We start from the raw sequence: 24,999 nt of genomic DNA, 5'->3' as shown, positions 1-24,999 counted from the left end.
TTGGAGGCGGCGAGCGCAATGACAGATTCTACAAACTCACAAGTCCTCTACCACGGCACGCGCGCCGACCTTCGCTCCGGCGATCTCATCGCGCCGGGTTACGTGTCCAACTACGGCAGCCGGAGGAAAGCGAACTTCGTCTATCTGAGCGCCACGCTCGAAGCCGCGATCTGGGGCGCTGAGTTGGCGGCCGGCGAGGGTCGGGAGCGCATCTACATCGTCGAGCCGACCGGACCGATCGAAGACGATCCCAATCTCACCGACAAGAAATTCCCCGGCAATCCGACCAAATCCTACCGCACGCGCGACCCGCTTCGAGTCACCGGCGAGGTCGCGGAATGGCAGGGGCACAGCGCCGAGGCGCTGGCGGCGATGAAAATACATCTCGAGGAACTCAAGCGCCAAGGCATCGAGGCGATCGATGAATGAGCGAGAGGTCCGTTCCTGGCCCGAAGCGGACATAAGTAAAGATTAATCAACAGACTTGTGCGCTTTGCCAATCGCGGAGAGACTTCGCCGGTGAAACAACTAGCGTTCGGCTTCACGGTCGCCCTCGTCGCGGTGATACTATTTGCTCCGTCGGCCGCGCTGGCGTGTCGGCTGCCGGCAAACAACAGCTCCATTATCTACTATGACATTCCGCCCGAGCTGTCGGAGACAGCGATCGTGCTTGACGTGGTGTTTCTGGAAACGGTGCAGCCGTTAGCGTATCATCAGCCGCGCCTTGATAGAGCGCGGGTGCGTCGCGTGCTGCGAGGCGAATTTCAAGGGCAAAGCGTTGTCGTTCACCTGACCATGACCAGCTGCACCGGCGACATCGGGCCTGGTGATCGGGGGTTCATCATTGGAGAGATGAGCACCCTTGCGGATGGCACGGAAGTATTCGAAGCGACCCAAGAATCTATGGGTGAACGTTACGCGAGAGGTGGTCGGACGGAGTAGTCTCTGAACAAGACCGAGTGTCCGCTCCCGGCGAATAGCAAGCCTAGCGCCGCTTCGCTTTCATCACTGCAGCGTCCAGCGCCGACAAGAACCGCGACCGATCCGCGGCTGAAAACGGCTTTGGCCCGCCACCGCCTTCGCCGAACGAGCGCAGATGCTCCATCAGTTCGCGCTGCGCCAACGCCGCGCCGATTGAGCTTTCGGTGAACGCCTTACCCGTCGCGCCCAACGCCGCACCACCAGCTTTCAGCGTGCGGCTGGCGAGCGGGATGTCGTTGGTGACAACAATGTCGCCCGGCTGCACACGCTCGGCGATCCAATTGTCGGCGATGTCGGGGCCCGCATCGACCACGGTCAACGTCACATCCGGCGGCACGCGCATGAAGCTGTTGGTCACCACCTGCACCGGACACCCCGTCCGCCGCGCGACGCGGTAGATTTCTTCCTTCACCGGACAGGCATCGGCATCGACGAAAATGGTGGGTGCGGCGCTCACGTCAAAACCGGCAGCGCACGCGTTCCGCCAAGCAGTTCGCGCACGCGCGGTTCTCCGGCTGCGCTTCCGTCAGTAGCGCACTCACCCATTCCGCAAACGGCGCGCCGCCGCTTTGCTCGGCGTAGAACAGTGGCGTGCGCAGAATCGTGTGCGATTGGCCGTTGGCGAGATACGACCGGAAGTTTGCCGCGCGCTGCTGGCGCGCCGTCAGGTCGGTCGCCATTTTTGCGGTCCACGCCTGGCAGGCATTGGTCGCGCCCATCAGTGCATAGAAGCCCGACTGCGTGATGTCGTGCGCGGTGGTGTATTGCGCGAAGCGATCGTTCGGGTAGTGCGCCGCCAACATTGCGACGATGTCGTCGTCGCTGGTCAATTGTGCGTCAGGGCCGAACACGTTGGCGGGAAGGTCATATTGCCAATTGCTGTTTCGCAGTTCGAGGAAATCCGGCGTCGTCACGCCTTGACCCGCGTCGCCCAGCATCACCGCGCGCCCGCCCGGAAACACATCCCGGATGCGTCCGTAATGGGTCGCGGCGCCGTACGCGCCGGCGCTCGACCCCGTCACCAGGATCTCATCCGGCGCATTGAAGTTCGCGCGCATCCATTCCAACACGACGCGGAAGTTGTCGGCGCCGCGGTGTTCGATCGTGTAGGGCGCGTTGGTGTCGGGATTGGTGTAGTGCGCGGTGCTCGAGCCCGAGTGCACGTCGCCGGTGCAATACGGCACGAACACGAAGCTCCAATCGCGCACCGGGTTGCGCGGATTGTCGAGATCGAAAATCCCCTGCATCGTATTGGGATTGTCAGTCGGGATCAGCTCGCCTTTGTAGAAACCGTCATCGTCGCGCGCATCGGCCGCAACACGCGGCAGCGAGCAGGTGACATCATCCCAGCACGCGCCGCCGCCGTCGAAGAACACGACGACATTGTTGCTGACGCCGCGCCGCGCCCAGAATTTGAACGCAGGGTCCGTGCCTGGCGCATCCGAGCACGTGGCCGTGAAGATGCGGTTGCCGATGCGCGCGGGTTCGGGCGTGAGCTGAACCCACTCGCTCGCCGCAACCGGCAACGGGTCCGCCACACGACGCACCGTTGGTGTGGCCACGCCGGTGATGCCGCAAGCCGCAAGCGCCAGCGCCGCAACCCAAACCAATGCTCTCATGAAAGCGTCCTCGAACCCCAACGAACGAGGCCGATCAGACGCGTTTCCAGTGTCGATTGCATGGCAAAGGAGGCCACGGTCGCCCGCAGCCTCCTCAGGTCTCGATTTTGTGAAGCGCTTAGGCTTCGCGGCGCTTGGTCGTGTAATCGACGATGGCGAGCAGCAGGAACGCGAGGCCCACGGTGCCAACGATCACAGCCGGGATGGCAAAGCCGTGCATGGCGTCCTCGTCGAAGCCGCTGGCCACATAGCCTGCGCCGACGAAACCGGCGGCCAGCGCCAGCAGGATCACGCCATTGCCAAGGGTCTTCCGCGCGCGGTTGCCTTCGTCGAGCATGTTCTGGGTAAGTTGCGAAACCAGTTCCGGCTCGAGTTGCTGGCCGCGCGCCAGGGCTTGGGAAATCAGGTCGTGGGCGGAACGCTTGGTGCGCTCCTTAGCCAGCGTCGGCACCAGGATCACCGCCGCGAGGAAGGCAAAAAAGATAAAGGGGACAAAGATCTCGGTGTCCATCGTACGCTCCATGACAGGGGGCTTATTGCCCCATTGCTGACACAGATGCGGGCGGTCCCCGGTTTGGATGCGCGCGTTTGGCGATTATGTATTGGCGCCCACGAAGCGGTGAAAAGCGAGGGCTTTCGGCGAGGTTCGCGCACCGGGCGTCCAGGGCCAAACGGCGTGAGGTCGGCGCAAGCAGCGCGCGTTGGGAGCGGATTGGTCGTGAGCCGAAAGTTTGGTGTACCGGCCGAACGCCCCTGCGCCTGAACCGCTAGGTGCGCACCACGATGCGGTCGGCGGGAATCGCCATGCGCGCTGGGAGCTTTTCCTGGCGCTTCGAGAGCAGCGGCAAGAGGTCAATAGCGTCGTAGCGCGCGAGCCAATCTTCGAGGCTGATGCGCTTTGCGGTTCTGTCGGCTGGCGCGTGCATGATCATCACCTCTTGAATGCGAGATGTGTGCCGCGTCGCGCGCGGATGCAATTACAACTGATGTTCTAAGTCGGAGGCGCCGCGTCTGCTGTGGCGCCAAACACGCTGTGGAATGATGAGCGCAAAGCAGCGTCCGCATCGCTCATGGTTACCGGCAAGCCAAGGTCAACAAGACTCGTGACGCCGAATTGCGGTCCGCTGATGCCGCATGGCGTGATGCCGGAGAAATGTTCCAGCTCCGGTTCGACGTTGAACGCAATGCCGTGAAAGCTCACCCACTTGCGCAAACGCACGCCAATCGCCGCGATCTTGTCCTCGCGCGCCCAGCCTGGCCCCTTGCGCTCAACCCAAACGCCAACGCGGCCGTCACGCACTTCGCCTTTGACGTTGAACGCATCCAGCGCGCCGATAATCCAGCGTTCCAAATCGGCAACGAACCGCGTCACGTCGCGGCCTCTCTTTCGCAGGTCGAGCATCACATACGCCACGCGCTGTCCCGGACCGTGATACGTGAACTGCCCGCCACGCCCAGTTTGAAACACCGGAAAGCGATCCGGATCGAGCAGATCGCTCTGCTTGGCGCTGACGCCGGCGGTGTAGAGCGGGGGATGTTCCAGCAGCCAAACGAGTTCGCCGGCTTCGTCCGTCGCGATCGCAGCCGCGCGCGCCTCCATCGCCGCGACCGCCGCCTCGTACTCCACGAGACCCGGCGAAACCGCCCAGCCAATCCGCTCCGCCGTTTCGTTCACGCGCCCGCAACCCTTTCAGGTTCGACTAGAGCAGAATCACATGGGGTCGTCGCGTGTCTGAAAGAAGCCAAGTCCACCACGTCGACATCGAGCTGGCCGTCGTCCTCGGGCGCTGCCAGATGCCGATGCAACAGCTCCTGCGTATGGGCCGGGGCGCGGTCATCCCGCTCGACACCAAGGAGTCCGACCAGCTCTGGATTCTCGCCAACGGGCATCCCGTGGCCCGGGGCGAGATCACCATCCAGGGTGATCGGTTGTGCATTACCGTCACTGAGGCGGCGGACGTCCACGAATTCAACGCCGCCTAAAACCCCCAAGTTGGGGGTAGACGGAATCTTATCTCCCGGTTCATGTTCGGCTCAGGCGCGGGACGCCAAGCTGTCATCTGCGCGTTAGAGCCTGACGCGCTCCACCACGGGGAAATTACATGTCGCCTATCGCACGCATCATCGCAGCCGGTGCGGCGCTTTCGGCTGTCGCCTTCGCCGGCGTCGCCACTGCGCAAGACTTCAGCCTGAACCCAACCTACGGCACGGCGACTCTCAGCGCCGGCTTCACGCCAGACCCGTACGTCGTCAACGTACAGTCGGGCGGCAGCATCAACGCTTCGACGCTGAGTTCGTCCTGCCGTGGCTTCATCGCCAACGCGCCGGACGTTCGCCTGCAGTATAGCGCGGGTTCGTACCCGCTGATCATCTCGGCCAATTCGAGCACCGACACGACCCTCGTCGTGAACGCACCGGACGGCACCTGGTATTGCTCGGATGACGAAGGCGTCAACGGCATGAACCCGATGGTCCGCTTCAACAGCCCGCAGGGCGGCCAGTATGACATCTGGATCGGCACCTACGGCAACGCTTCGTTGGCGCCGGCCCAGCTCCACATCTCGGAGCTCACCAGCCAATAACTCGGCCTCACAGCTGAAACTGAAAGGGCCGGAGCGAAGCTCCGGCTCTTGTCATTTGTGCGATGGTGCGCTCTTGGCCGGATGTTCCTGCGGCCAACTACCAAAGTCGCTTGTTGGCGAAGGCCTTGCCCGAACCCGACTTTAGGTATCGCTCAAACGCAATGGCCTTCTGCTGATTTTCGAACGCGAGATACCCGACCAAGCGCCAAGGTCGATACTTCGACGTGTGCGGAGAATCGCCTTTGTTGTGCGCCTTGAGTCTCGATCGCATGTCGGTCGTGAAACCCGTATAACGCTGCGTGGGGAATTTTTCACTGGCCAGCATGTAGACATAGAACATGACCCATCATAGGGCCTTGGCCCTCCTTCGCTAAAGCTTCGGAGGGCAGCCTTCGCGCTTTCAGCATGTGCACCAGGCCTGCCAGCCGTAGCGCGAAGCGCGAAGGCTGGTGCGCTCGAGAGGACTCGAACCTCCACGATGTTACTCGCTGCCACCTCAAGGCAGTGCGTCTACCAATTCCGCCACGAGCGCATCAGAGGGCGGGGGGTTAGCAGACCAATTCTGAACGAACAAGGTCCGGAACGGCGGTTTTGCCCGCCCTCTAGGCGTCGGATGCCGTCCGTCGCCACGGGAACAGCGCCCGCAGCTTCTCGTCCCGCAGCCACAACCCGCCCCACATGATCAGCCCGAGATAGATGCTGAACAGCTGGTGGCTGAACAGCGGCTGCTCAGCGCGCACGTTCGTCGCCATCGCGCCACCGAAGAGCCCCATGAACAGCACGGCCGCCAACACGCTCGTTGGCCGGTAGATGTAGAGCAGCGTCAGCGTCAGCTCGAGAATGCCGATCGGCAGCACATAGCCCGGCGGCCAGCCGAGGTCCGCCATGATCTCATCCGCAATCGGCATGCCCAACAGCTTTGGCGCTGCTGATGCGCCCAACATGAAGAGCACAAACAGCCCGCTCAGCACGCGGCCGATCCAAACTGAAACGCTGGCTTTCATCTGATCTCTCCTTGTCGGTTGCCCAAAGGACGAACGTCCATGGCGCGCACCGACAGTCCTCGCGAAAAATGCCGCAAGGCGCGGATCATCAACCGATTTTCAGCCGCACAAATCCCATCGCGCCTTCTGGATCGCCGCCATAGGAGGGTTCAAGTTCGTCCGGCGCCAGATGCGTCTGAACCAATGCGCCGACGCCAAACACCACGGTCTCATTGATCCGCCAGTCCCGGATCGCGCCCGCGCTCAAGCGCGCAACGTCGCGGATTGGTCCGTGGCCCGGCGGCTCGAGTTCGTCGGTCTCGATGGTTTCGCCGCGGGCGAACAGCGTCCAGCGGTCGTTCGGATGCCATGCCGCTTCAGCGAGCCATGCATCAAGCGAAACGCCATCGCTGCGTTCCTTGTTCGAGAACGCCATCGTCGCCGACCACCAGCCGTGCTCTCCGATCGGGCGCGTGTAGATCCCGCTCACCGACCAGCGTTCTTCGTCCTCATCGGGCTCTAGCGCTTCCGGTGACGTAACGTCGGCCCACGACGTCTGCAGCGCTAAATTCTCAGTCGGATTCCACGAGAGCCGCAACGCGGTGGAGTCGAGTTCGCCCGTCTCGATGTCGTAGCGATCCTCGTCCGGCTCGCGCCCACGGAATTGCGATGCCTCGAGCTTCCAATCGCCGTGCACGACGCCAGCCGTCAGCACGCCGAACGTGATGTGCGTGGAGTCGAACCAATGGTGTGTGATCGGCGCCTCCGGTGAATCCATCGCCGAAAGCCTGTGCATGAACGCGGGCGGTCCGAACGCCGGTTCGCCGGGCAGGCCGCCATACACGAACACCGACGTCTGATCGCCCAAGCGATGCGCGTAGGAGGCGGAAAGCTCCATGATCAAATCATGCGGATGCTGGCGATCGATCAGCGTGTCTGAGCCGTTCGCCGTCTCACCGGCAGCGAACAGCAATGGGTAACCGTTCGCGCCCATGAACGGCTCGGGAGAGACCATCGCGCGCAAGTTCAGCGTGCCGTCGGCGCCGATATCGCGCCGCGCCGAACCCATCACCATGCCGCTGATGAACGCTTTTTCGTCGCCGCGCGGCCCATCCTGCCAGTCGTACACGCCATTGAGCATCACGTGCCCCATGAACATCCACGGCCCTCGGTGCTCGTGGAGGCCGCCGTGTTCAGTGACATCGGGCTGCCATGCCGTGCCTGACGCTTCACGGCCCATTGCATAGGGCCCGAGCGCGCCGGTCATCGATGCCATCATCGCGGCGTGATCATCATCGGCGGACGCGGGCTCCGGCGCCTGTTGCATTTGCCCATGATCGTGCGGAGCGGGCCGCGGCGCGGGTTCGACTTGCTGCACCGGCGCTTCATGACCGCCGTGATCCTGCGCCGCGGCGGGCACAGCGAAGACCGCCAGACTGAAAGCCGGCGCCACTATCCACCCATTCATCGTTCGCTCCTTGTCAGCAATTCGATCAGCTCGGTTGCTTTCTTCCGCTGTTGGCCGGCGTCGCCGCTCACGATGGCGCTCTCGATGCAGTGGTTGAGATGTTCCTTGAGCATGATGGTCTCGACGCGGTTCAGCGCGGCGCGCGCCGCGCGAAGCTGCGTCAGCACATCGATGCAGTAGCGGCCGTCTTCAATCATGCCGGAGAGTCCACGGACCTGGCCTTCAATGCGGCGCAGGCGGTTGACGAGATGCGATCTGTCCCTCATGCGTCTCAGGATGATACCCCATAGGGGTATTAGGCAAGCGCAAAGCGACGAATGGGTTGACCTTTGCCGCGACGCGGCGTTTGGAGGGGCACGAACCCATTCTGTCTCTCCAGCGAAGCGGCCCGCCGATGAACACCGAGACCGACACGGCGGCGGAAAAGGCGCACGCCGCGCCCTCCGAAGATGCGCACTTCATCGTCAGCGTCATCGCCGCCGCCGGCGATCACGATTGGCCAGCGCTCCGGCGCCAGCTCAGCGATCTCGACCCGGCCGACATCGCCGACGTGATTGAGCACGTGCCGCTGGAGACCGCGCGCACCATCGCCAAGATGATCGGCCGGCATTTGCCCACCGAGTTCCTGGCTGAACTCTCCTGGGAACGCCGCGAAGAAATCCTGCCCCAGCTCCCACCCGACTATGTCGGCCGAGCGCTCGGCGAACTCGACACTGACGACGCCGCCGCCGTCGCCGCCGATATCGACGAGAAGGATCTCGGTCGTGTCCTCGCCGCCGCCGACGAGGACACGCGCTTAGCGGTCGAAGAAGCGCTCTCGTTCGACGAAGAGACGGCCGGCCGTCTCATGCAGCGCGAATACGTCGCCGCTCCCGAGGGCGCGACGGTAGGCGACGTCATCGACCGCATGCGGGTGGAGGCCGCTGAACTGCCGGACGTGTTCTTCGAGATCTACGTCGTCGATCCGATGATCCGCCCGGTTGGCGCCGTGCACGTCTCGAAGCTGATGCGCGAAGCGCGCGATACGCTCGTCGCCGACATCATGGCGCCGATCAAAGCGCTGATCCGCCGAGAAATGGATCAGGAAGAGGTCGCCCACACGTTCCAGAAGTACCACTTGGCTTCCGCGCCCGTCGTCGATGAAGCGGGACGCCTGACCGGCACCATGACGGTCGATGACATTATCGACGTCATCAGCGAGGAGGGCGAGGAAGACTTGCTCAAGCTCGCCGGCGTCAGCGAGGCCGCGCAAACCGACAGCGTGTTCAAATCCGTGCGCGCCCGGGCGCCGTGGTTGGCGGTCAATCTCGGCACCGCGATCACCGCCTCGGCGGTGATCAGCCAATTTCAAGGCTCGATCAATCAACTGGTCACGCTGGCGATTCTGATGCCGATCGTTGCTTCGATGGGTGGCAACGCAGGCACACAGACTCTGGCCGTCGCGGTGCGCGCCATCGCTTCGCGCGACCTCACGGAATCGAGTGCGCCGCGCTACGTCGTGCGCGAAGCGATGACGGCGGTGTCCAACGGCTTCATCTTCGCCCTGGTTTTGGCGGCGGTCGTTGGGTTTTGGTTCAAAGACGCGCTGCTGGCGATGACGATCGCGCTTGCCGTGCTGATCAACTTCGCCTGTGCTGGACTTGCCGGCATTCTCGTGCCGCTGACACTCCGCCGCTTCGGCGCTGACCCGGCCGTGTCATCGTCCGTGTTCGTCACCTTCGTCACCGATTGCGTCGGCTTCCTCGCCTTCCTCGGCTTGGCGACGATAATCCTGCTGCACTGAAAACAAAAAAGCGCGGATCGCTCCGCGCTCTTTCGCTTCGATGTCGTTCGCCTCAGTTCGTCGGCGCGGCCGGATCGGGCGTCGGCGCTGGCGGCGGCGTGATCGGCGCTGGCCCCGCACCCGGATCGGCGGGTGCTGCGCCCGTGGTCGATCCTGGCGGCACCAGATCGGGATCGATCGGCGTCACCTCGGTCGGCGGCAGCGCGTTCGGATCGATTTCGCCTTCGGTCGGCGTTTCCGGTGGCATCGATTGCAGCTCGGCGATACGGCCGCGCGCGGCGATAGCGTGTTCGCTCTCGGGAAAATCGTTGAGGAACGCTTCGAACGCCTCGATCGTGTCGGAATCGCTGGCGGCCTCGTAGCTACGCTCTTCAAGTGCCGCCAGCGCTGCTTGCGCTTCGGCGCGATGCTCGCCCGGATCGCCGGCCAGGAAAGCACGCAACGCATCGGCGTCATTCTGCGCGACGCCATCCCACGCGGTTGTGGTCGCCGAGCTCTGCGACTGGGTCCAGAAATAGTATCCGCCGCCGCCCGCGAGCGCGACGACGACGAACGTGATGACCGCGATCATCATGCCGCGACCGCCGCCGCCACCGCTTTCGGCAGGTGCAGGCGTTGGCCGGGGCGGCGCTTGCGTGCGTTGCGGCGCCGGCGCCGGACGAGGCGCGCTGCGCGCTTGCTGAGGCGCCGGCTGGGGCGCTGCACGTCCGCGCCCTGGAGCGGGCGCCGCCGTCGCGCCAGCAGGCGCGCGCACCATGCCTGGCTGAAAAAATCCAGATGGCGGACGCGGCGCCGGCGGCGGCAGCGGCTTCACGCCGGCTTTCTCTGTCACGAGTTTCGCCAACTCGCGCCAAGCCGGAAAATCATCTTCGCCGCGCCAGCCGGTCAGGTTCACGGTTTTGTCACTGCGAAACGGTTCAGGTGTCGCCGCGTTCTGCATCGTCGCGTGCAGCACCTTGCTTTTGCCGCGCGCAAACGAAACTTCGTCGGCGAGGAAGGGCTGTTCGATCGAGCGGGGCGACCATAAAGCGATTGTGACCGGGGCTGTTTTAACCGCGTTGCGTAAGGCATCGCTGTTGGACTGCTCCAGGATCGGCGTCAGGTTGGCGGCGCGCAGCTTCTCCGCCAGCGCGCGCGCTGGGAGCGTGTCCTCGCCGGCGTGGATGATCACGACGGATGGCATAGAAAACTTTTCCCCACTGTTATCAAATACAAGCGCCAAAACCCCGCAGCTGGGGCGATGCCAGTGCGGGATGATAGCCCCAACCTGGGCGACATGATGCCCTGGATGGGTCGCGCTTGGAAGATGCGCGCGGCCATTCGCCCGTCCGGGGCAGTGGTTGGAGCCGCTTGCACCTGACGGGCGCTCTGCTACGGCAGGCGCCCATGTCCCAATTCGCCGCCCGTCTCAAGGAAGCTGCTGACCGCATCAACGTCGCCCTCGACGCGTTGCTGCCGCGCGAGCAGGGGTCCGAGAGCCGCCTCATCAACGCCATCCGCTACGCCGCGCTCGATGGCGGGAAACGACTGCGCCCGTTCTTCACGCTCGAGGTCGGACGCATGTTCGACGCCGACGAAGCGGCCCTGCTGCGCGCCGCCGTGGCCGTCGAATGCGTGCACACATATTCGCTCATACACGACGATCTGCCCTGCATGGACGATGACGATCTGCGTCGCGGGCGTCCCACTTTGCATCGCCAATACGACGAAGCCACCGCATTGCTCGCAGGCGATGCGTTGCTGACATTCGCGTTCGAAGTGCTGGCCGATCCCGCATCGCACTCCGATCCGCAAATGCGCTGTAAGCTGATCGCGGCGTTGGCTCGGGCCGCTGGAGCCCAAGGCATGGTCGCCGGCCAAGCCGCGGATATGGCTGGCGCCGATACCGGCTCCGACTTGATCGGCGTGACGCGCATGAACCGGCAAAAGACCGGCGCGCTGATCAACTTCTCCGTCGACGCGGGCGCGCTCATCGCCATCGCCTCGGAAGCCGAGAAAACCGCGCTCAGCCGCTACGCCCACGACATCGGCCTTGCATTCCAGATGGTCGACGATCTCTTGGATGCCGAAGGCGTGATCCGCGACACCGGCAAGGCCGTCGGCAAGGACAAAGGCCGCGGCAAGGTCAACTTCGTCACCGTGCTCGGCGCCGAAGCGACGCGCGAACGCATCGGCATGCTGGCCAAGCAAGCCAAACAACACGTCGCCATGTTCGGCCCTCGCGCGAGCGTGCTTCGCGAAGCCGTCGATTTCGTCGTCGAGCGGCGCTACTGAGCGCTGACCAAGGAGCCTGCCATGCGTGAAGTACACATCGCCAAGCAGGACATCCGCGACACCCGCATCGCCATGGTCAAGCAGGCGCGGGTCGGCGAGGGCGCCGCGCGCCTGAAGCTCGATCTCTTCGCGCTCACCGCCAACAACGTCACCTACGCCGCAATGGGCACGGGCATGTTGGGCTATTGGGATTTCTTCCCGGCGTCCGAAGGCTTCGGCAAAGTGCCGGTGTGGGGTTTCGCCACCGTCATTGAATCAGAGGCGCCCGGCGTCGAAGTCGGGGCGCGCTATTACGGCTATTACCCGCTCGCCGAGACGCTCGACGTCACGCCCGCCAAAGCCGGCCCACGCGGCTTCTCCGACGCCGCACCACATCGCGCGGAAAAAGCGCCAATCTACAACCAGTACCTCAACACAGCCGCTGATCCCGCCTACGATTCCGCGTTCGAGCCGGAGCAGACGCTGTTCCGCCCGCTCTACGGCACTGGCTGGTGGGCCGCGGACTGCATCCGCCAAACCGCGACGCCAGTGGTCGTGCTCTCCAGCGCATCATCCAAGACCGCGCTCGCAACCGCGCACCAATTGCGCGCGGGCGGCAGCGTCGAACTGATCGCGCTCACATCGCCAGGCAACGAAGCCTACGTCCGCGACACCGGCCTCTACGATCGCGTCGTGCTCTACGCAAACGCGGCGTCTCTCGCCGCAAACGGCGATGCCACTTACGTCGATTTCCTAGGCCGCACCGATCTCACCGCCACAGTCCACGCAACGCTCGGCGACAAGCTCAAGCGCAGCATCATCATCGGCGTCACCGATTGGGCTGATCGCGCAGCGCAGCCGCCCGCCGGCGGTCTCGTCGGCCCCAAGCCAGAATTCTTCTTCGTGCCCACCTACGCCACCGGCCGCCTGCAAGCCGAACCACAACTCGGCGCCGCCATGCTCGCCGACCTCCGCGCCTTCTACGCCGCCTCGCGCCAATACGTGACGCCGCAGCACGCCACCGGCCCCGACGCCATTCTCGCCGCCTGGGCGCGTCTCACCGAAGGCAAGGTCGCGCCAAACGAGGGCATCGTCGCCAGCTTCTAAGCACTGTCCCAATGTGGCGCCTGCTGGGGACTGCGCCTCCTAGCCGCACGAAAAACGGCAGAGAATCCATGTTCTGGACACCCTCCTGGCGTCGCTTTGGCAACCAAACCCGGCTAGCGTCGGGTATCTTCTGGTTGCTTGAGGGCCCATGTCCCAGACCCCGCTGCTCGATACGATCCAGCTGCCGGCCGATCTCCGGAAGCTCGAGCCCAATCAGCTCCGCCAGGTCGCCGACGAACTGCGCACCGAGATGATCGCCGCCGTCAGCCAAACCGGCGGGCACCTCGGCGCAGGCCTCGGCGTCGTCGAACTCACCGTCGCGCTGCACTACGTGTTCGACACCCCGCGCGACATCGTCATCTGGGATGTCGGCCACCAGGCCTATCCGCACAAAATCCTCACCGGCCGCCGCGACCGCATCCGCACGCTCCGCACCGGCGGCGGGCTCTCCGGTTTCACCAAGCGCGCCGAGAGCGAGTACGACCCGTTCGGCGCCGCCCACGCGGCCACCTCGATCAGCGCCGCTCTTGGATTTGCGGTCGCGCGCGACAAGCGTGGTGACGACACCAACGTCATTGCCGTGATCGGCGACGGCTCGATGTCCGCCGGCATGGCCTACGAGGCCATGAACAACGCGGCTGAAACGACGAAGCGTCTCATCGTCATCCTCAACGACAACGATATGTCGATCGCACCTCCGGTCGGCGGTATGAGTTCCTATCTCGGTCGCCTCGCGTCCTCGAAAACGTATCGCCAGATCCGCAAGACCGCGAAGTCCATCGCCGAAGCGCTGCCGGCGCCGATCCACGACGTGGCCAAGAAAGCCGAAGAGTACGCCCGCACCATGGTGACAGGCGGCACCTTCTTCGAAGAGCTGGGCTTCCACTATCTCGGGCCTTTCGACGGCCACGACGTCGACTTGCTCCGTCGCATCCTGAAGAACGCCAAGGAATTCACCGATCGCCCGGTGCTGATCCACGCCGTCACCAAGAAGGGCAAGGGCTACGCGCCGGCCGAGAACGCCGCCGATAAGTACCACGGCGTCACCAAGTTCAACGTCATCACCGGCGAGCAATCCAAGGGCAGCGGCGGCCCGCCGCAATACACCAAGGTGTTCGCCAACGCCCTGATCCACGAAGCGGAGAAGGACGAGAAAATCGTCGCCATCACCGCCGCCATGCCCTCAGGCACCGGGCTCGACAGCTTCGGCGCCAGATTTCCCGACCGCACCTACGATGTCGGCATCGCCGAGCAGCACGCCGTCACCTTCGCCGCTGGTCTCGCTGCCGACGGCATGAAGCCCTTCGCCGCGATCTACTCGACGTTCCTGCAGCGGGGCTACGACCAAGTCGTCCACGACGTCGCCATTCAAAAGCTGCCGGTGCGCTTCGCCATGGACCGCGCCGGTCTTGTTGGCGCGGACGGCCCCACGCACGCCGGCTCGTTCGACATCGGCTATCTCGGCCAACTCCCCGGCTTCATCGTCATGGCCGCCGCTGACGGCAACGAACTGAGCCGCATGGTCGCCACCGCCGCCGCCATCGACGATCGCCCCAGCGCGTTCCGCTACCCGCGCGGCGAAGCCGAAGGCGCGATGCTAGCCGATGCGCATATCCCGCTCGAAATCGGCAAAGGCCGCATCGTGCGCGAAGGCACGTCCGTCGCGCTGCTCAATTTCGGCGCCCGCATGTCGGAGGCCAACAAAGCCGCCGACAAGCTCGCCGCCATGGGCCTTTCCACGACGCTCGCCGACGCGCGCTTTGCCAAGCCCCTCGACGAAGATCTGATCCGCCGTCTCGCCCGCGAGCACGAAGTGCTGTTGACGATCGAGGAGGGCGCTGAGGGCGGCTTCGGCGCCTTCGTGCTGCACTTCATGGCGCGCGACGGCATCCTCGACCGCGGCTGCAAAATCCGCACATTGACGCTGCCCGACATTTTCCAGGATCACGACAAGCCGGAAGCCATGTACGCCGAAGCCGGCCTCGACGCCGACGCCATCGCCAACGCCGCACTGCTGGCGCTTGGCCGCGGGGCGAACGACTTGTCCGCCGGAGCTTCAGCGTAGGCGGAAGCGCGGGCGTAGTCGCTCCGGGAACATGTACGGTACGCGCGTGTTTGGACCCTATTGAAGGAGTCCTCCACCATGAACACCCGCACGCGCGCCGCGCTCTTTATCCTCCTCGGCCTCACCGCCCCACTGGCCAGCGGCTGCGCTCTTGCCGCCGGCGCCGCCGTCGGCGCAGCAGCCGTCGATTACTTCTCCGACGACAACAACGAGTGCAACGGCCCCAACGATGAAGGCCTGCTCGATAGCGACTGCAACGACTAGAACCGGGTCGGTGCGGTAGGCAGCAGGAGGCTGGCGATGAGCCGCGTCAGAAATTCCTGTTGCCTATCGCCCACTGCCTGTTGCCTAATCTCCTTCGCCAAAGCGAAGGAGAATCTCCCATGGCCAAAGGTCAGATGAAGTCCAACAAGGAAAAGCGTAAGCCGAAGAAGGACAAGGACGACAAGAAGAGCGCGAAGAAGTAAGCGCGCGGTCCGAAGGGGAGCATGCGGTGGACGATTACGACTACGATCAACTGAGCGTCGATTTTAAGATCGACGGCGTGCGGATGACAGCCGGCACCGCGCCCGCGGCGCTGCGGCCTCAGCTCGCCGCGATCGAAGACGACCTCCGCCGCAAGCTCGCCGGCCTCAAAGACGCAAAAACCGGCCGCCCGCCCAAAGTGCAAATGGAAGGCAAGGTCGAAGGCACGAAGGTCGGCTCGCTGAACTTCGCCGTCGTCGGCTCAAAAGAAGTGATCGAAGAAGCGCAGAAGCGCATGGGCGGCTGATGACCGAAGCCGCCCGCATCGACGAGATCGCGCCGCGCGTCTATCGCATCGCCTCTGACGTGCCGGGCTTCAGCTTCAACCAATACCTGATCGCCGCCGAGAAGCCCTTGCTCTGGCACACCGGCCCGCGCGCGCTGTTCGCAGCGACGCGCACGGCAATCGCCCGCGTGCTCGATCCCGCCACGCTGCGCTGGATCGGCTTCTCCCACCTCGAGGCCGACGAGATGGGCGCGCTCAACCCCTTCCTTGCCGTGGCGCCCAACGCGCAGCCGCTCTGCGGCGCCATCGGCGCGCTGGTCTCGATCACCGATCTCGCCGACAAGCCGCCGCGCGCCCTCGCCAACGGCGAAGTGCTCGACATCGGCGGCGCGCGCCTGCGCTGGATCGACACCCCGCATCTGCCGCACGGCTGGGATTGCGGCCTCATCTTCGACGAGACCGCCAAGACGCTGTTCTGCGGCGATCTCTTCACCCAAGGCGGCAGCGCGCACGCACCCATCGTCGAGACCGACATCCTCGGCCCCTCTGAGGCCTTCCGCGGCCCCTTAGACTATTTCGCCCACGCCCCCGACACCGCCGCCCAACTCGAACGCCTAGCCACACTCGCACCGGTGACGCTCGCCTGCATGCACGGGAGTGCGTGGCGCGGTGATGGGGGAGCGCTGCTGCGCGCGTTGGCGGCGCGGGTGGGCTAGGCTTTGCGCAGCAACGATTGTGACGCGCCAAGATCGAGGACGATTTCCGCAAGAACCTTGCGGACATCAAGATCGCCGATCAGGATCCGCCGATCCGCATCCAGATGATCAAGAAGAGCGCCACCAAGATGGGGTGAGGGGCACCGACGAGACACGGTCGCGGCGAGCAGCCTGGCAGTACAGCCCGGTGCGCTAGTTTTTGCCCAAGTTAGTTTTGATCTTTGGAAGCGCGGGACCGATGCCGTCGTGCCGGAATGCGATGATCCTGATGGGGTGATTGTTCGCCCACCGCTTCACGTGCTTGACCGCAGTTGAGAAGTTGGGGGTTCGGTCCGTCAGGAATCGCGAAAGGTCATCGTCTGGCACTATAATCACGCACACTCGACCGAACCATCCGTCAACTGTTCCGAGAGATGCATGACGTCCACGGCGAGCAAGTCGCTTCGGCCAGAGACTTGCACTTCGACGCCAACTGCCCGGCCGTCTGCATTGGTTTTTGTCCAGTCAACTCCGCCGACGGCGATGTTTTTCCAGCCCGAATGACGCGAAAACTCATGGTCAATCGCTTGTCGGATACCTTGCGTGCCGTTTGCGTGTCTTGTCTCTTCGATCAAAAGAGGAAAGCCAGATAAGGTGGCTTCGATTTCGGCCATGATTGGTTCGAGCTTGAGCCGGATGACCTTCTGATCAAATCCGTTAAAACTAAGACGCTGGGTGATCTGCGGCATTAGCTGCCCGAGGCTTTCGCTGCGCGGCGCTCCACGTAATCGTCATTTCGATGAGCAGCGACGGCGCCATTCAAGCGATCGACGATCGCTGCGGTGCTTTCTACTTCGATACCGATCCAATGCCGATGACGCTCTTCGCAAACTGCGAAAGTGGTGCCGCTACCGCCGAAGGGATCCAGCACAAGATCACCGGGGAGCGTGCTTAGCTCGATAACCCGCTCCAGAATCTTTGTGCTCAGCGCGTTCGCTGCTCGTTTCTCCGACTTGAACTTGCGATGCCGAACCGGAGGAATATCTGTCCAAACGTCTTTCAGGTTGACGCCCTTGGGGTTCATTGCTCCTCGGTGGCCGCCGTAATCTTTGATCTCGCCTTTGCAGTGCCTGCACTGCTCGATGGGCGTTCTAATATTCTGGAATCGAGAAGGTTTGCCTTTCGTGTAGTAGAGCAACGAGTAGTGCGCGGGGTATAGGCGCCCCTTGATGGGTAGACTGCTTTTTTGCTCGACCGCTATCCAATGTCGGAAGTCGAGCCCTCGCGAACTTAGAAAGGCTCCTAATGGGATGTTCCACTTCGGCAGATTGTACAAAAAGAGCGAACCCCCTGGTTTGAGTACGCGCACGCAATGTCCCAACCAAGCTTCGCACCATCGCAGGTACTCTTCTGACGCTAGATCGTCGCTTACCTTACGCCCGTAGTGCTTTTTCAGGTTAAAGGGAGGGTCCGCGAAGACCGCATCGACGCTATCGCTCTTGATGCGCGGCAACACCGACAAACAATCAGCCTCGTACAGCTTGCCGAGGCGCGTGCGGTACACCGGCGTGAGTTTTTGCGTTGCCATCGCTGTTTCCGCCCGAGTCGCCTTTGAACTGGTGCTAGTTCTCTTAACTAGATCCCAGGGGTCAATCCTGCCGGGGCCTTAAAGCAGTTCACATTACTGCATCAAGGAAATCTATCCCGCACCCAACGCCCAAATTCCCGGCGTGCCCCGCAAAATCTACCCCCCACCCCAACCAGGGAGGAGCTGGTGCACCAAAGCCAAACATTGCCGAGGCGTGAATTGAGCGCGATATCCGATCCTCACGCGTCCCACCAAAACCGCGGATAGACCACCCCTCTATCCAACATTCCGCGCCCCAAAACCCGTGCCGCTCCTGTATCCCGCGAAAATCAATCCGACCGACTTCCCACCGCGCTCATACTCGCGCGCATGCGTTTCAACGCCCCGCCCATCTCCAAGCATCGCCTCAACCGGTATCACCGGTGGATGCTGCTGTGGCTCACCTGGTTCGCGGCGTTTCTCAGAGAGGCGCGCACCTTCGCACCGTTCTCGGCGCAGGCGACGGCCATTGCGCACAAATGGCTCGACCGCATCGAGCGGCTGCTGACCAACATCGTCCTCCTCCGCGCCGCGCCGCGTGTACGCCTCAACAGCACGCCAAAGCACTCACCGCGCCGGAAGACCGAAACGCAGCGGCGGCGCGCCATCAGCGGCTCGGCCATCCGCCGCGCGCTGCGCTCGAAAGACCTGAACCAGCGCATCGCCGCACTGTCGCAGAATGTTGACGCTCTGGTTGCGCGCTTGGTGAAGCGCTTGCCGCGCGGCCTAACGCGCCGGCGGCCACACCACGCGCGCCCTGAACCGCGCGGCATCGCGCGCACCATTGCCCACGCCGAAGCCGCGCTCTCTCCCGATACGTCCTGAACCTACGTTATGTCCGCCATCGACCCGCACCGCACGCCGCCAACGCGGCGGCGCCTCCGCACGCCTAGAGCGCGCGGTGCTCAACCTCTTCGCGCTTGCCCGCAAACCGCATCTCGCCGGAAACGATGCGATCAAGCACAACACCCAGAAACGCCCGCGTGTCAGCACTCACATCCTCGCGCCGCATCGCCTTGCGGAGTTCGTCGCTCAGATATTTTTCGCCGCGCGACACTTCCACCAGCGCCGACTTCACATCGCGCTCGAACACCGAGCGCACATCCAGAAACGCCATGTGCGCCGCGCCCAGCATCGAACCATTAGGCTTAGGCGGTTCGCCCAGGGTGCGCATGCGCTCTTGGATTTCGGTCAGCAACATGGAGCGTTCGCCAAGTGTCAGCTCGATCCGGTTCACCACGTCGCGATCGTCGTCCGCCAGGCGCGCCGCGCGATGATAGAGCCGGCGCGCATCCGTCAAGATCGTAGCGATGTGATTCAGCACGGGAATATCCGCGTACCGCGTGGCCATTGTAATGATCCTTTCAAAGCCAACGCGGCCCCGAGGGCACCGTTCCAAATAAAACGGCCCGGGCGAGGCCCGGGCCGTGAAGGTCAATCGAGGGAAAAACTCAGTTGTTGTCGGGATCGACGTTGTCAGAGGCTTCGTTCAAGCCATCAGATGCGTCGTTGCGAACTTCGTCACTCGCGTCTTCGACGAGATTCTCGGCGCGATCGGCACCGTCCGAAAGCGCGTCAGACGTGCCTTCCGCGACTTGCACCGCGGTGCGGTCGATCGAGGCGCCAACGCGCTCAGCCGACATGTTATTGTCGACCCACGCGTACACCAGGAGGGCCACACCCGCGACCAGCGCAACAGTGGCCGCCGTGCGCCCGCTGCCACCAGCGCCAGCTGCATGCGCGCCGCCGAACGACCCGAACACCAGCGAAAGCACAAAGAGCGCGAGGAACACCCAGAACAGAATGATGGCGATGCCGGTAAACGCCGAAGCGATGCCGCCAAAACCAAACACGGCCGCAACAAGTGCGGCGATGAAAAAGCCGATTGCCCAGCCGAGCATGGAACTCTCCTATTGAACGAACATGATGAACCGGGAACGTGCGGTTCCGGACTAAAGTTCCGTGCTCAGGAGAGATTCAGTTTGGAAATCGCGCTGTCGATCGAAGCGCCAATGCGCTGCGCGGAGAGATCGTACGCACTCCACGCAGTCGTCACGGCGAGGAACATCGACGCAATCGTCACAAGACCAACCGTGCGGATCATCATCAGAAGACCCGTTTCGCCGCGTCGCGGCATGCGTTTGCGGAATGTGCGCTTGGCCATGCATCCCTCATGTGGAGATGCATGAACGTTCGGAAAAGGATCGGGTTCGGTATCTATCCGCTAGCGAAACGAACGCTAGATCGGCATCCGCAGAATTTCTTGGTACGCGCTGATCACCTGATCGCGCACCGCGATCACCGTCTGCAACTGCGTTTCCGCCGCAGCAATCGCGGTGACAACATCAACGATATCGCCGCGGCCCGCCGCCACGTTCATCGCCTGCGTTTCCGCCGCTTGCGAACTTTGGCCAGCAGCGCGGATGGCTTCCTGCACCAGGCCGCCAAAATCCATGCTGTCGCCGCCCTCGATGCCGCCCGAAGCGGCCCCGCGTGCAACTTGCTGATAAGCCCGTGCTGCCGAGACTGGATCAACGGCCATCTATTTATCTCCGCAGAAGGTCAAGCGCGCGATTGGTCATCGTCCGCGCGGCTTCGATCATGTTGAGGTTGGCTTCGTACGCACGCGTCGCTTCGCGGAGGTCCATCATCTCGACGAGCGTGTCGATATTCGGCAATTGCACATACCCGGCTTCGTTCGCGGCGGGATGGCCGGGATTATACTCCTCACGAAACTCGCTCATGTCGAAATTCGCGCCCCGCACCCGAACGCCGGTCGCGCCCGATGCAAGCGTGGTCGATTCCAACAACGGAATCCGCCGCCGGAAAGGATCTTGGTTCGGATCGGTGCCGGTCGAATTGGCGTTGGCCACGTTTTCCGCCGCAATCCGCATCCGCACAGTCTGCGCACGCATACCGGATGCGGCGGCGGCGATGGCGGCGTTGATATCGGTCATCTACCTTATCTCCCCGGCGCCCGCGCAGCCATCCGCATCAGCTCCAAGCCCTTCTGGTAAAGCGCGATGCCCGTCTCGAACTGCATCCGCGTCTCCGCCGCCCGCGCCATTTGCTCTTCGAGCACCACCGCGTTGCCGTCGATCGTGGTTTCAGAGTCATCCCGCGTGACAACCGCAACACCGCCATTGGCAGCACCACCCGAGCCCATGTGCCCAGCATTGGTTCGCGCCAACGTGATGCCGCCACCACCGCTGGACGAGGAGGAGAGCATCCGTTCGAACGCCGCCGTATCCACATCGCGCGGCCGGTAGCCGGGCGTGGACGCGTTGGCGATGTTCTCGGCAATGAGTTGCTGACGCTGGCTCAATTGATCGAGCCGCTGTCGAAGCATGCCGAAGAAAGGTGTGTTGGCGAGGTCCACGAGACTCCGACTCAGGGCTGCAAACTTTGCCTAGTCGAACCGATCATGGTTAAGCGAGACTTAATTTCGGCCTCGGAAATTAACACCTCGTTTACCAAACCAGCCGAGCCAGGACGCCAGCTCCAGAATGGAGAGGTGTTGTGGAATTGTTTGACTGGGCGCGCGCTGTGTTCGCGCTCATCGCTACGTTGGGGTTGCTGCTGGGCGTGGCTTACGGCGCGCGCCGGCTCGGCATGCTGCAAGCCAATGGGCAGGCGCCCAAGCGCATGCGCATCACCGAAAGCCTGATGCTCGATCCACGCCGCCGCATGGTGATCGTGCGCTGCGACGAGCGCGAGCATCTAATCCTCCTCGGTCCCGGCGGTGATATCGTGGTGGGCGAGCAGGCGGCCAAACAAGAAGAACCCAAGCCGGAGCCGCAACCGTGAAGCGCGCCATTCTATTCTCGCTGTTCGCGGCGTTGATTGTGTTCGCCGGCGGCGATGCCTTCGCCCAGGACGCCGCGCCGGCGCTCTCGATCAATCTGGGCACCGGCGATGGTCTCACGGCGCGGGTCCTTCAGCTGACGGCGCTGATCACGGTGCTGTCGCTGGCGCCTTCGATCATCATCATGACGACGAGCTTTGTTCGGATCGTCGTGGTGCTGTCGCTGCTCCGAACCGCGATCGGCCTGCAGCAGGCGCCGCCGAACGTGGTGATCGTCTCGCTGTCGCTGTTCTTGACCGCGTTCGTGATGCAGCCGGTCTGGCAGCAATCCTACGAAGCGGGCATCCGGCCGGTGATGGCCGAGGAAATACCGCTGGATGAAGCGTTTCCGCGCATCGTGGCGCCGTTGAAGACCTTCATGGTGAGCCAGACCCGCGAGCAGGATCTGGCGCTCTTCATCGACATGGCGCGGCTGGAAACACCTCCGGCCAGCGCCGAGGACACGCCGCTGCGGATCCTGGCGCCGGCATTCATGGTGTCTGAGTTGAGGCGGGCGTTCGAGATCGGCTTCATGCTGTTCGTGCCGTTCGTCATCATCGACCTGGTGGTGGCGTCGCTGCTGATGGCGATGGGCATGATGATGATGCCCCCGGTGACGGTGAGCTTGCCGTTTAAGCTGATCTTCTTCGTGCTGGTGGACGGCTGGCGACTGGTCGCGGGCAGCCTCATTGAATCGTTCGCCGCCGGCGCTCCGCCGGGCGGGTAAGACTGGCCGGCCTTAGCGCTCGATGCCGAGGTCGGCGATCAGCAGAGCCTTGTAGTTGTCATCCTTGCGGCCAAACAGGCCGCGGAAGAAAGCCGCGATCGAGTTCAACATAGTAGGTGCCCCCCTGGGCGGTTCTTGGTTTCCTTGGCGTGTTCTACGTTCGAGACGACCATTCGTTTCATGCACGCCTGACTCCAAGATGAGGTGGATTCGGTAAATTGGATGCCCTTCACTGAAACTGAATCAAAGTGTTGCGGCGACACCACGTTTTCGTGTGTCCCGAGAGCACACTCGCCTCTTGCCGAAGCGTAAGGCGTGCCAACCGGTCATCGAAACTCGGCGTTAACCACGAACGGCGTCCTTGGGCTGTCTGATCGGCAGAATTTGCCGGGCTGGAGCGGCCATGAACGGTGCGGAAGTTCTCGATCTGGGGCGGGATGCAATCTGGGTGACGGTGCTGGTCGCCGCGGGTCCGATGATCGTGGGGCTGATCGTCGGTCTTGTGGTTTCGCTGCTGCAGACCCTGACTCAGATCCAGGAACAGACGCTCGTGTTCGTGCCGAAGATCCTCTCGATCTTCTTCGCCATCCTGCTCTTCCTGCCGATCATGGGCGGGCTGCTCGGCAACTTCATGACCGGCATCTTCGAACGCATAGCGGCGTTCTGATGAACCTCACGCTCTACGGCGTCGAGATCTGGGCGACGGCGCTGCTGTTCGGACGCATCGGCGCAATGGTGATGCTGTTGCCGGGCTTCGGCGAAACGGCTGTGCCAGCGCGCATCCGTTTGGCGTTCGCCCTGGCAATGGCGATCTGCGTTGCACCGGCGCTGGCGGGCCGGGTCCCGCCGCCGGCGGAGACGGCGTGGGGGATGGCGTTTCAAATCGGCGCTGAGGTGCTGATTGGCATCATGCTCGGCGGGGCGGCGCGGATGCTGATTTCGGCGACCGCGACGGCGGGTCAGATCATGGGCCTAGAAGTCGGCATCGCGTTTGCGCAAACGGCCGACCCGACGGCCTCGCAATCGGGCCAGTTGCTCGCTGTGTTCTTAAGCATCATGGGCGTCGCGCTGATTTTCGCGACCGGGCTCGACCATATGTTCTTGCTCGGCGTCGTTGGCTCCTACGACGTCATCGCACCGGGTGCGACGCCCCCGGTTGGCGATGCGGCGCAGCTTGCGTTGGATGCTGTCTCGACCTCATTCCGGGTCGGCTTTCAGATCGCGATGCCGGTGATCGCGGCTGGGCTGATCTTTCGTGTCGGCATGGGCGTGCTGTCGCGGTTAATCCCGCAAATCCAAGTGTTCTTCGTGGTTTTGCCTCTGCAAATCATGGGCGGTTTGGTTGTCATCGCGCTGGGCTTATCGACGGGCATGCTGATCTGGCTCGATAGCCTTGAGCGCTACGCGACGTGGTTAGGATAAGCCATGGCCGCTGATGATGATGAAAAAACAGAAGAGCCGACACCGCGAAAGCTCGAACAAGCGCGCGAGAAGGGCGACATCATCTACACGCCGGAGGTCGGCACCGCGCTGTCGCTGATCGCGGTGACGGCGATCGTGGCGTTCATGTCCGGGCCGATCGTGAGCCAGATGGCGCACGGCTTCATCGGCTTCATCGCCATGCCGGATCAGTTTTCGTCCGATCCCGGCTCGCTGAAAGCGGTGATGTTCAGCATCGTGCTGAAGCTGATGGCGATCTTCGGCCTGACAGCTTTGGCGCTGGCGGGCGCGAGCGTTGCAGCGCGCTACATCCAGGCGCCGCCGACGTTCACCGGCGAAAAGCTCACGCCGAAGCTCGAGAAGCTCAATCCATTCGAGGGCTTCAAGCGCGTGTTCGGCAAGGCTGCGTTCGCCACGTTTCTGAAATCGCTGGCCAAGCTCGTGCTCGTGGGTGCGGTTCTGGTGTCGGTGCTGTGGCCGCACAAGGAAGAGCTGCAGAACATCTCGCTGCTCGATCCGCCGGCGCTGTTGCCGTTCATCAAGGATCGCGTCGTCGACATGCTGATCGCGATGGCGAGTGCTGCGGCGTTGCTGGCGGCGGTGGACTATGTGTTCACACGGCAAAGCTACATGCAGCGCCAGAAGATGAGCCGGCGCGAAATCAAGGAAGAGCTACGCCAGCAAGACGGCGATCCGATGGTGAAAGCGAAACTCCGCGCCATCCGCATTCAGCGCTCACGCCAGCGCATGCTGCAGAACGTGCCGCAGGCTAGCGTCGTGATCACCAACCCGACTCACTACGCCATTGCGCTCAAATACGAGCCTGGCGAGACGCCCGCGCCGATCTGTCTGGCGATGGGCGTCGATGCGGTGGCGGCACGAATTCGGGAAGTCGCCGAGGAGCACAACATTCCGCTGGTGGAAGATCCCCCGTTGGCGCGTGCACTTTTCGCAACGGCAGAGATCGATCGGCCGATTCCGAAGGAACATTACGAGGCGGTGGCGAAGGTCATTGGCTTCGTCATGCGTTTGGCCCGGCGGCGCGGCCGCCGGCGCACTGGTTTGTGAGTGGAG

At 63.3% G+C, this 24,999-nt stretch carries 35 protein-coding genes and 1 tRNA gene; 17 read left to right on the top strand and 19 right to left on the bottom strand.

The window, feature by feature from the left end; translation table 11 throughout:
• The first annotated feature begins 18 nt into the window (after nucleotides 1-18).
• Entirely contained in the window at nucleotides 19-429 is a 411-nt protein-coding gene (arr, locus tag DSM104635_RS12570) for an NAD(+)--rifampin ADP-ribosyltransferase (RefSeq protein WP_158766533.1), read from the top strand.
• 90 nt (nucleotides 430-519) lie between these two features.
• Nucleotides 520-942 (top strand): hypothetical protein, encoded by a 423-nt coding sequence (locus DSM104635_RS12565; RefSeq protein WP_158766532.1) that lies wholly within the window; start codon nucleotides 520-522, stop codon nucleotides 940-942.
• 43 nt (nucleotides 943-985) lie between these two features.
• Here the strand turns inward: DSM104635_RS12565 and DSM104635_RS12560 are convergent, their stop codons facing one another.
• The 5 genes from DSM104635_RS12560 to lipB all read right to left on the bottom strand — a co-directional run bounded on the left by DSM104635_RS12560 (nucleotide 986) and on the right by lipB (nucleotide 4,275).
• Complete coding sequence (locus tag DSM104635_RS12560; protein WP_158766531.1) at nucleotides 986-1,438, bottom strand: YaiI/YqxD family protein; 453 nt, start codon at nucleotides 1,436-1,438, stop codon at nucleotides 986-988.
• 1 nt (nucleotide 1,439) lies between these two features.
• On the bottom strand, nucleotides 1,440-2,600 hold the full coding sequence (locus DSM104635_RS12555) for a pectin acetylesterase-family hydrolase (RefSeq protein WP_158766530.1): 1,161 nt from the start codon (nucleotides 2,598-2,600) through the stop codon (nucleotides 1,440-1,442).
• A gap of 118 nt (nucleotides 2,601-2,718) precedes the next feature.
• A complete protein-coding gene (locus tag DSM104635_RS12550) occupies nucleotides 2,719-3,111 on the bottom strand; it encodes a DUF6249 domain-containing protein (protein ID WP_158766529.1) in 393 nt (130 codons plus the stop codon).
• 256 nt (nucleotides 3,112-3,367) lie between these two features.
• Nucleotides 3,368-3,526 (bottom strand): hypothetical protein, encoded by a 159-nt coding sequence (locus DSM104635_RS12545; protein ID WP_158766528.1) that lies wholly within the window; start codon nucleotides 3,524-3,526, stop codon nucleotides 3,368-3,370.
• 65 nt (nucleotides 3,527-3,591) lie between these two features.
• A complete protein-coding gene (gene lipB, locus DSM104635_RS12540) occupies nucleotides 3,592-4,275 on the bottom strand; it encodes a lipoyl(octanoyl) transferase LipB (RefSeq protein ID WP_158766527.1) in 684 nt (227 codons plus the stop codon).
• A gap of 53 nt (nucleotides 4,276-4,328) precedes the next feature.
• Here lipB and DSM104635_RS12535 point away from each other — a divergent pair, with 53 nt between their 5' ends.
• Entirely contained in the window at nucleotides 4,329-4,583 is a 255-nt protein-coding gene (locus DSM104635_RS12535; RefSeq protein ID WP_158766526.1) for a FliM/FliN family flagellar motor switch protein, read from the top strand.
• Nucleotides 4,584-4,702: 119 nt separating this feature from the next.
• Complete coding sequence (locus tag DSM104635_RS12530; RefSeq protein ID WP_158766525.1) at nucleotides 4,703-5,182, top strand: peptidase S1; 480 nt, start codon at nucleotides 4,703-4,705, stop codon at nucleotides 5,180-5,182.
• A 97-nt stretch (nucleotides 5,183-5,279) separates the two neighbouring features.
• On the opposite strand, the gene DSM104635_RS12525 is transcribed toward DSM104635_RS12530, so the two are convergent.
• The 5 genes from DSM104635_RS12525 to DSM104635_RS12505 form a co-directional block, all read right to left on the bottom strand.
• Nucleotides 5,280-5,522, bottom strand: a complete 243-nt coding sequence (locus tag DSM104635_RS12525; RefSeq protein WP_158766524.1) for a GIY-YIG nuclease family protein — start codon at nucleotides 5,520-5,522, stop codon at nucleotides 5,280-5,282.
• A gap of 107 nt (nucleotides 5,523-5,629) precedes the next feature.
• A tRNA-Leu gene (locus DSM104635_RS12520) sits at nucleotides 5,630-5,714 on the bottom strand.
• Between the two features lie 70 nt (nucleotides 5,715-5,784).
• The gene (locus tag DSM104635_RS12515) at nucleotides 5,785-6,186 is read right to left on the bottom strand and encodes a DoxX family protein (protein ID WP_158766523.1); all 402 of its coding nucleotides are present in this window, start codon (nucleotides 6,184-6,186) and stop codon (nucleotides 5,785-5,787) included.
• An 88-nt stretch (nucleotides 6,187-6,274) separates the two neighbouring features.
• Nucleotides 6,275-7,633, bottom strand: coding sequence for a hypothetical protein (locus DSM104635_RS12510; RefSeq protein ID WP_158766522.1), 1,359 nt, complete (start codon nucleotides 7,631-7,633; stop codon nucleotides 6,275-6,277).
• The gene (locus DSM104635_RS12505) at nucleotides 7,630-7,899 is read right to left on the bottom strand and encodes a metal-sensitive transcriptional regulator (RefSeq protein WP_158766521.1); all 270 of its coding nucleotides are present in this window, start codon (nucleotides 7,897-7,899) and stop codon (nucleotides 7,630-7,632) included. The genes DSM104635_RS12510 and DSM104635_RS12505 overlap by 4 nt, the downstream gene beginning before the upstream one ends.
• A 128-nt stretch (nucleotides 7,900-8,027) precedes the next feature.
• On the opposite strand from DSM104635_RS12505, the gene mgtE reads away from it, so the two are divergent.
• Nucleotides 8,028-9,416: a magnesium transporter gene (mgtE, locus tag DSM104635_RS12500; RefSeq protein ID WP_158766520.1), complete on the top strand. Its 1,389-nt coding sequence runs from the start codon at nucleotides 8,028-8,030 to the stop codon at nucleotides 9,414-9,416.
• A gap of 52 nt (nucleotides 9,417-9,468) precedes the next feature.
• Here mgtE and DSM104635_RS12495 read toward each other — a convergent pair whose 3' ends face one another.
• Complete coding sequence (locus tag DSM104635_RS12495; protein ID WP_158766519.1) at nucleotides 9,469-10,599, bottom strand: toll/interleukin-1 receptor domain-containing protein; 1,131 nt, start codon at nucleotides 10,597-10,599, stop codon at nucleotides 9,469-9,471.
• Between the two features lie 203 nt (nucleotides 10,600-10,802).
• Between DSM104635_RS12495 and DSM104635_RS12490 the strand changes: the two genes are divergently transcribed.
• The 6 genes from DSM104635_RS12490 (at nucleotide 10,803) to DSM104635_RS12465 (ending at nucleotide 16,308) form a co-directional block, all read left to right on the top strand.
• Nucleotides 10,803-11,690 (top strand): polyprenyl synthetase family protein, encoded by an 888-nt coding sequence (locus DSM104635_RS12490; protein ID WP_158766518.1) that lies wholly within the window; start codon nucleotides 10,803-10,805, stop codon nucleotides 11,688-11,690.
• Between the two features lie 21 nt (nucleotides 11,691-11,711).
• Nucleotides 11,712-12,776, top strand: a complete 1,065-nt coding sequence (locus tag DSM104635_RS12485) for a DUF2855 family protein (protein ID WP_158766517.1) — start codon at nucleotides 11,712-11,714, stop codon at nucleotides 12,774-12,776.
• A 148-nt stretch (nucleotides 12,777-12,924) separates the two neighbouring features.
• Nucleotides 12,925-14,841, top strand: coding sequence for a 1-deoxy-D-xylulose-5-phosphate synthase (gene dxs / locus DSM104635_RS12480; protein WP_158766516.1), 1,917 nt, complete (start codon nucleotides 12,925-12,927; stop codon nucleotides 14,839-14,841).
• Nucleotides 14,842-14,919: 78 nt separating this feature from the next.
• Nucleotides 14,920-15,105, top strand: a complete 186-nt coding sequence (locus tag DSM104635_RS12475; protein WP_158766515.1) for a hypothetical protein — start codon at nucleotides 14,920-14,922, stop codon at nucleotides 15,103-15,105.
• A gap of 229 nt (nucleotides 15,106-15,334) precedes the next feature.
• A complete protein-coding gene (locus DSM104635_RS12470; protein ID WP_158766514.1) occupies nucleotides 15,335-15,613 on the top strand; it encodes a hypothetical protein in 279 nt (92 codons plus the stop codon).
• On the top strand, nucleotides 15,613-16,308 hold the full coding sequence (locus tag DSM104635_RS12465) for an oxygen-binding di-iron domain-containing protein (RefSeq protein ID WP_158766513.1): 696 nt from the start codon (nucleotides 15,613-15,615) through the stop codon (nucleotides 16,306-16,308). The genes DSM104635_RS12470 and DSM104635_RS12465 overlap by 1 nt, the downstream gene beginning before the upstream one ends.
• Before the next feature lie 371 nt (nucleotides 16,309-16,679).
• Here the strand turns inward: DSM104635_RS12465 and DSM104635_RS12460 are convergent, their stop codons facing one another.
• Entirely contained in the window at nucleotides 16,680-17,036 is a 357-nt protein-coding gene (locus DSM104635_RS12460) for a hypothetical protein (RefSeq protein ID WP_158766512.1), read from the bottom strand.
• Nucleotides 17,036-17,875 (bottom strand): DNA-methyltransferase, encoded by an 840-nt coding sequence (locus DSM104635_RS12455; RefSeq protein ID WP_158766511.1) that lies wholly within the window; start codon nucleotides 17,873-17,875, stop codon nucleotides 17,036-17,038. The genes DSM104635_RS12460 and DSM104635_RS12455 overlap by 1 nt, the downstream gene beginning before the upstream one ends.
• Before the next feature lie 369 nt (nucleotides 17,876-18,244).
• Here DSM104635_RS12455 and DSM104635_RS12450 point away from each other — a divergent pair, with 369 nt between their 5' ends.
• Complete coding sequence (locus DSM104635_RS12450) at nucleotides 18,245-18,739, top strand: hypothetical protein (RefSeq protein ID WP_158766510.1); 495 nt, start codon at nucleotides 18,245-18,247, stop codon at nucleotides 18,737-18,739.
• 64 nt (nucleotides 18,740-18,803) lie between these two features.
• On the opposite strand, the gene DSM104635_RS12445 is transcribed toward DSM104635_RS12450, so the two are convergent.
• The 6 genes from DSM104635_RS12445 to flgB all read right to left on the bottom strand — a co-directional run bounded on the left by DSM104635_RS12445 (nucleotide 18,804) and on the right by flgB (nucleotide 21,293).
• The gene (locus DSM104635_RS12445; RefSeq protein ID WP_158766509.1) at nucleotides 18,804-19,265 is read right to left on the bottom strand and encodes a DUF2383 domain-containing protein; all 462 of its coding nucleotides are present in this window, start codon (nucleotides 19,263-19,265) and stop codon (nucleotides 18,804-18,806) included.
• A gap of 100 nt (nucleotides 19,266-19,365) precedes the next feature.
• A complete protein-coding gene (locus DSM104635_RS20180; protein ID WP_158766508.1) occupies nucleotides 19,366-19,815 on the bottom strand; it encodes a DUF1328 domain-containing protein in 450 nt (149 codons plus the stop codon).
• A gap of 65 nt (nucleotides 19,816-19,880) precedes the next feature.
• Nucleotides 19,881-20,078: a hypothetical protein gene (locus tag DSM104635_RS12435; protein WP_158766507.1), complete on the bottom strand. Its 198-nt coding sequence runs from the start codon at nucleotides 20,076-20,078 to the stop codon at nucleotides 19,881-19,883.
• A 75-nt stretch (nucleotides 20,079-20,153) separates the two neighbouring features.
• Complete coding sequence (gene fliE, locus DSM104635_RS12430; protein WP_158766506.1) at nucleotides 20,154-20,456, bottom strand: flagellar hook-basal body complex protein FliE; 303 nt, start codon at nucleotides 20,454-20,456, stop codon at nucleotides 20,154-20,156.
• Between the two features lie 4 nt (nucleotides 20,457-20,460).
• Nucleotides 20,461-20,871, bottom strand: coding sequence for a flagellar basal body rod protein FlgC (gene flgC / locus DSM104635_RS12425; protein WP_158766505.1), 411 nt, complete (start codon nucleotides 20,869-20,871; stop codon nucleotides 20,461-20,463).
• 5 nt (nucleotides 20,872-20,876) lie between these two features.
• Entirely contained in the window at nucleotides 20,877-21,293 is a 417-nt protein-coding gene (gene flgB, locus DSM104635_RS12420; RefSeq protein ID WP_228445677.1) for a flagellar basal body rod protein FlgB, read from the bottom strand.
• A gap of 140 nt (nucleotides 21,294-21,433) precedes the next feature.
• On the opposite strand from flgB, the gene DSM104635_RS12415 reads away from it, so the two are divergent.
• The 5 genes from DSM104635_RS12415 to flhB all read left to right on the top strand — a co-directional run bounded on the left by DSM104635_RS12415 (nucleotide 21,434) and on the right by flhB (nucleotide 24,993).
• Nucleotides 21,434-21,721 carry a FliO/MopB family protein gene (locus DSM104635_RS12415; protein ID WP_158766504.1) on the top strand — a complete coding sequence of 96 codons (288 nt, stop codon included), beginning with the start codon at nucleotides 21,434-21,436 and terminating at the stop codon, nucleotides 21,719-21,721.
• Nucleotides 21,718-22,485, top strand: coding sequence for a flagellar type III secretion system pore protein FliP (gene fliP, locus DSM104635_RS12410; protein WP_158766503.1), 768 nt, complete (start codon nucleotides 21,718-21,720; stop codon nucleotides 22,483-22,485). Before DSM104635_RS12415 ends, fliP begins: the two co-directional genes overlap by 4 nt.
• 403 nt (nucleotides 22,486-22,888) lie before the next feature.
• The gene (fliQ, locus tag DSM104635_RS12405; RefSeq protein WP_158766502.1) at nucleotides 22,889-23,152 is read left to right on the top strand and encodes a flagellar biosynthesis protein FliQ; all 264 of its coding nucleotides are present in this window, start codon (nucleotides 22,889-22,891) and stop codon (nucleotides 23,150-23,152) included.
• Nucleotides 23,152-23,907 carry a flagellar biosynthetic protein FliR gene (gene fliR, locus DSM104635_RS12400; RefSeq protein ID WP_158766501.1) on the top strand — a complete coding sequence of 252 codons (756 nt, stop codon included), beginning with the start codon at nucleotides 23,152-23,154 and terminating at the stop codon, nucleotides 23,905-23,907. Before fliQ ends, fliR begins: the two co-directional genes overlap by 1 nt.
• Before the next feature lie 3 nt (nucleotides 23,908-23,910).
• The gene (gene flhB, locus DSM104635_RS12395) at nucleotides 23,911-24,993 is read left to right on the top strand and encodes a flagellar biosynthesis protein FlhB (RefSeq protein ID WP_158766500.1); all 1,083 of its coding nucleotides are present in this window, start codon (nucleotides 23,911-23,913) and stop codon (nucleotides 24,991-24,993) included.
• Nucleotides 24,994-24,999 lie beyond the last annotated feature (6 nt).

The sequence above is a fragment of the Terricaulis silvestris genome (assembly GCF_009792355.1).
Classification (GTDB): Bacteria; Pseudomonadota; Alphaproteobacteria; order Caulobacterales; family Aquidulcibacteraceae; genus Vitreimonas; species Vitreimonas silvestris.
The sequence above is the reverse complement of the archived record's forward strand: the minus strand, read 5'-3'. Positions and strand labels throughout refer to the sequence as shown.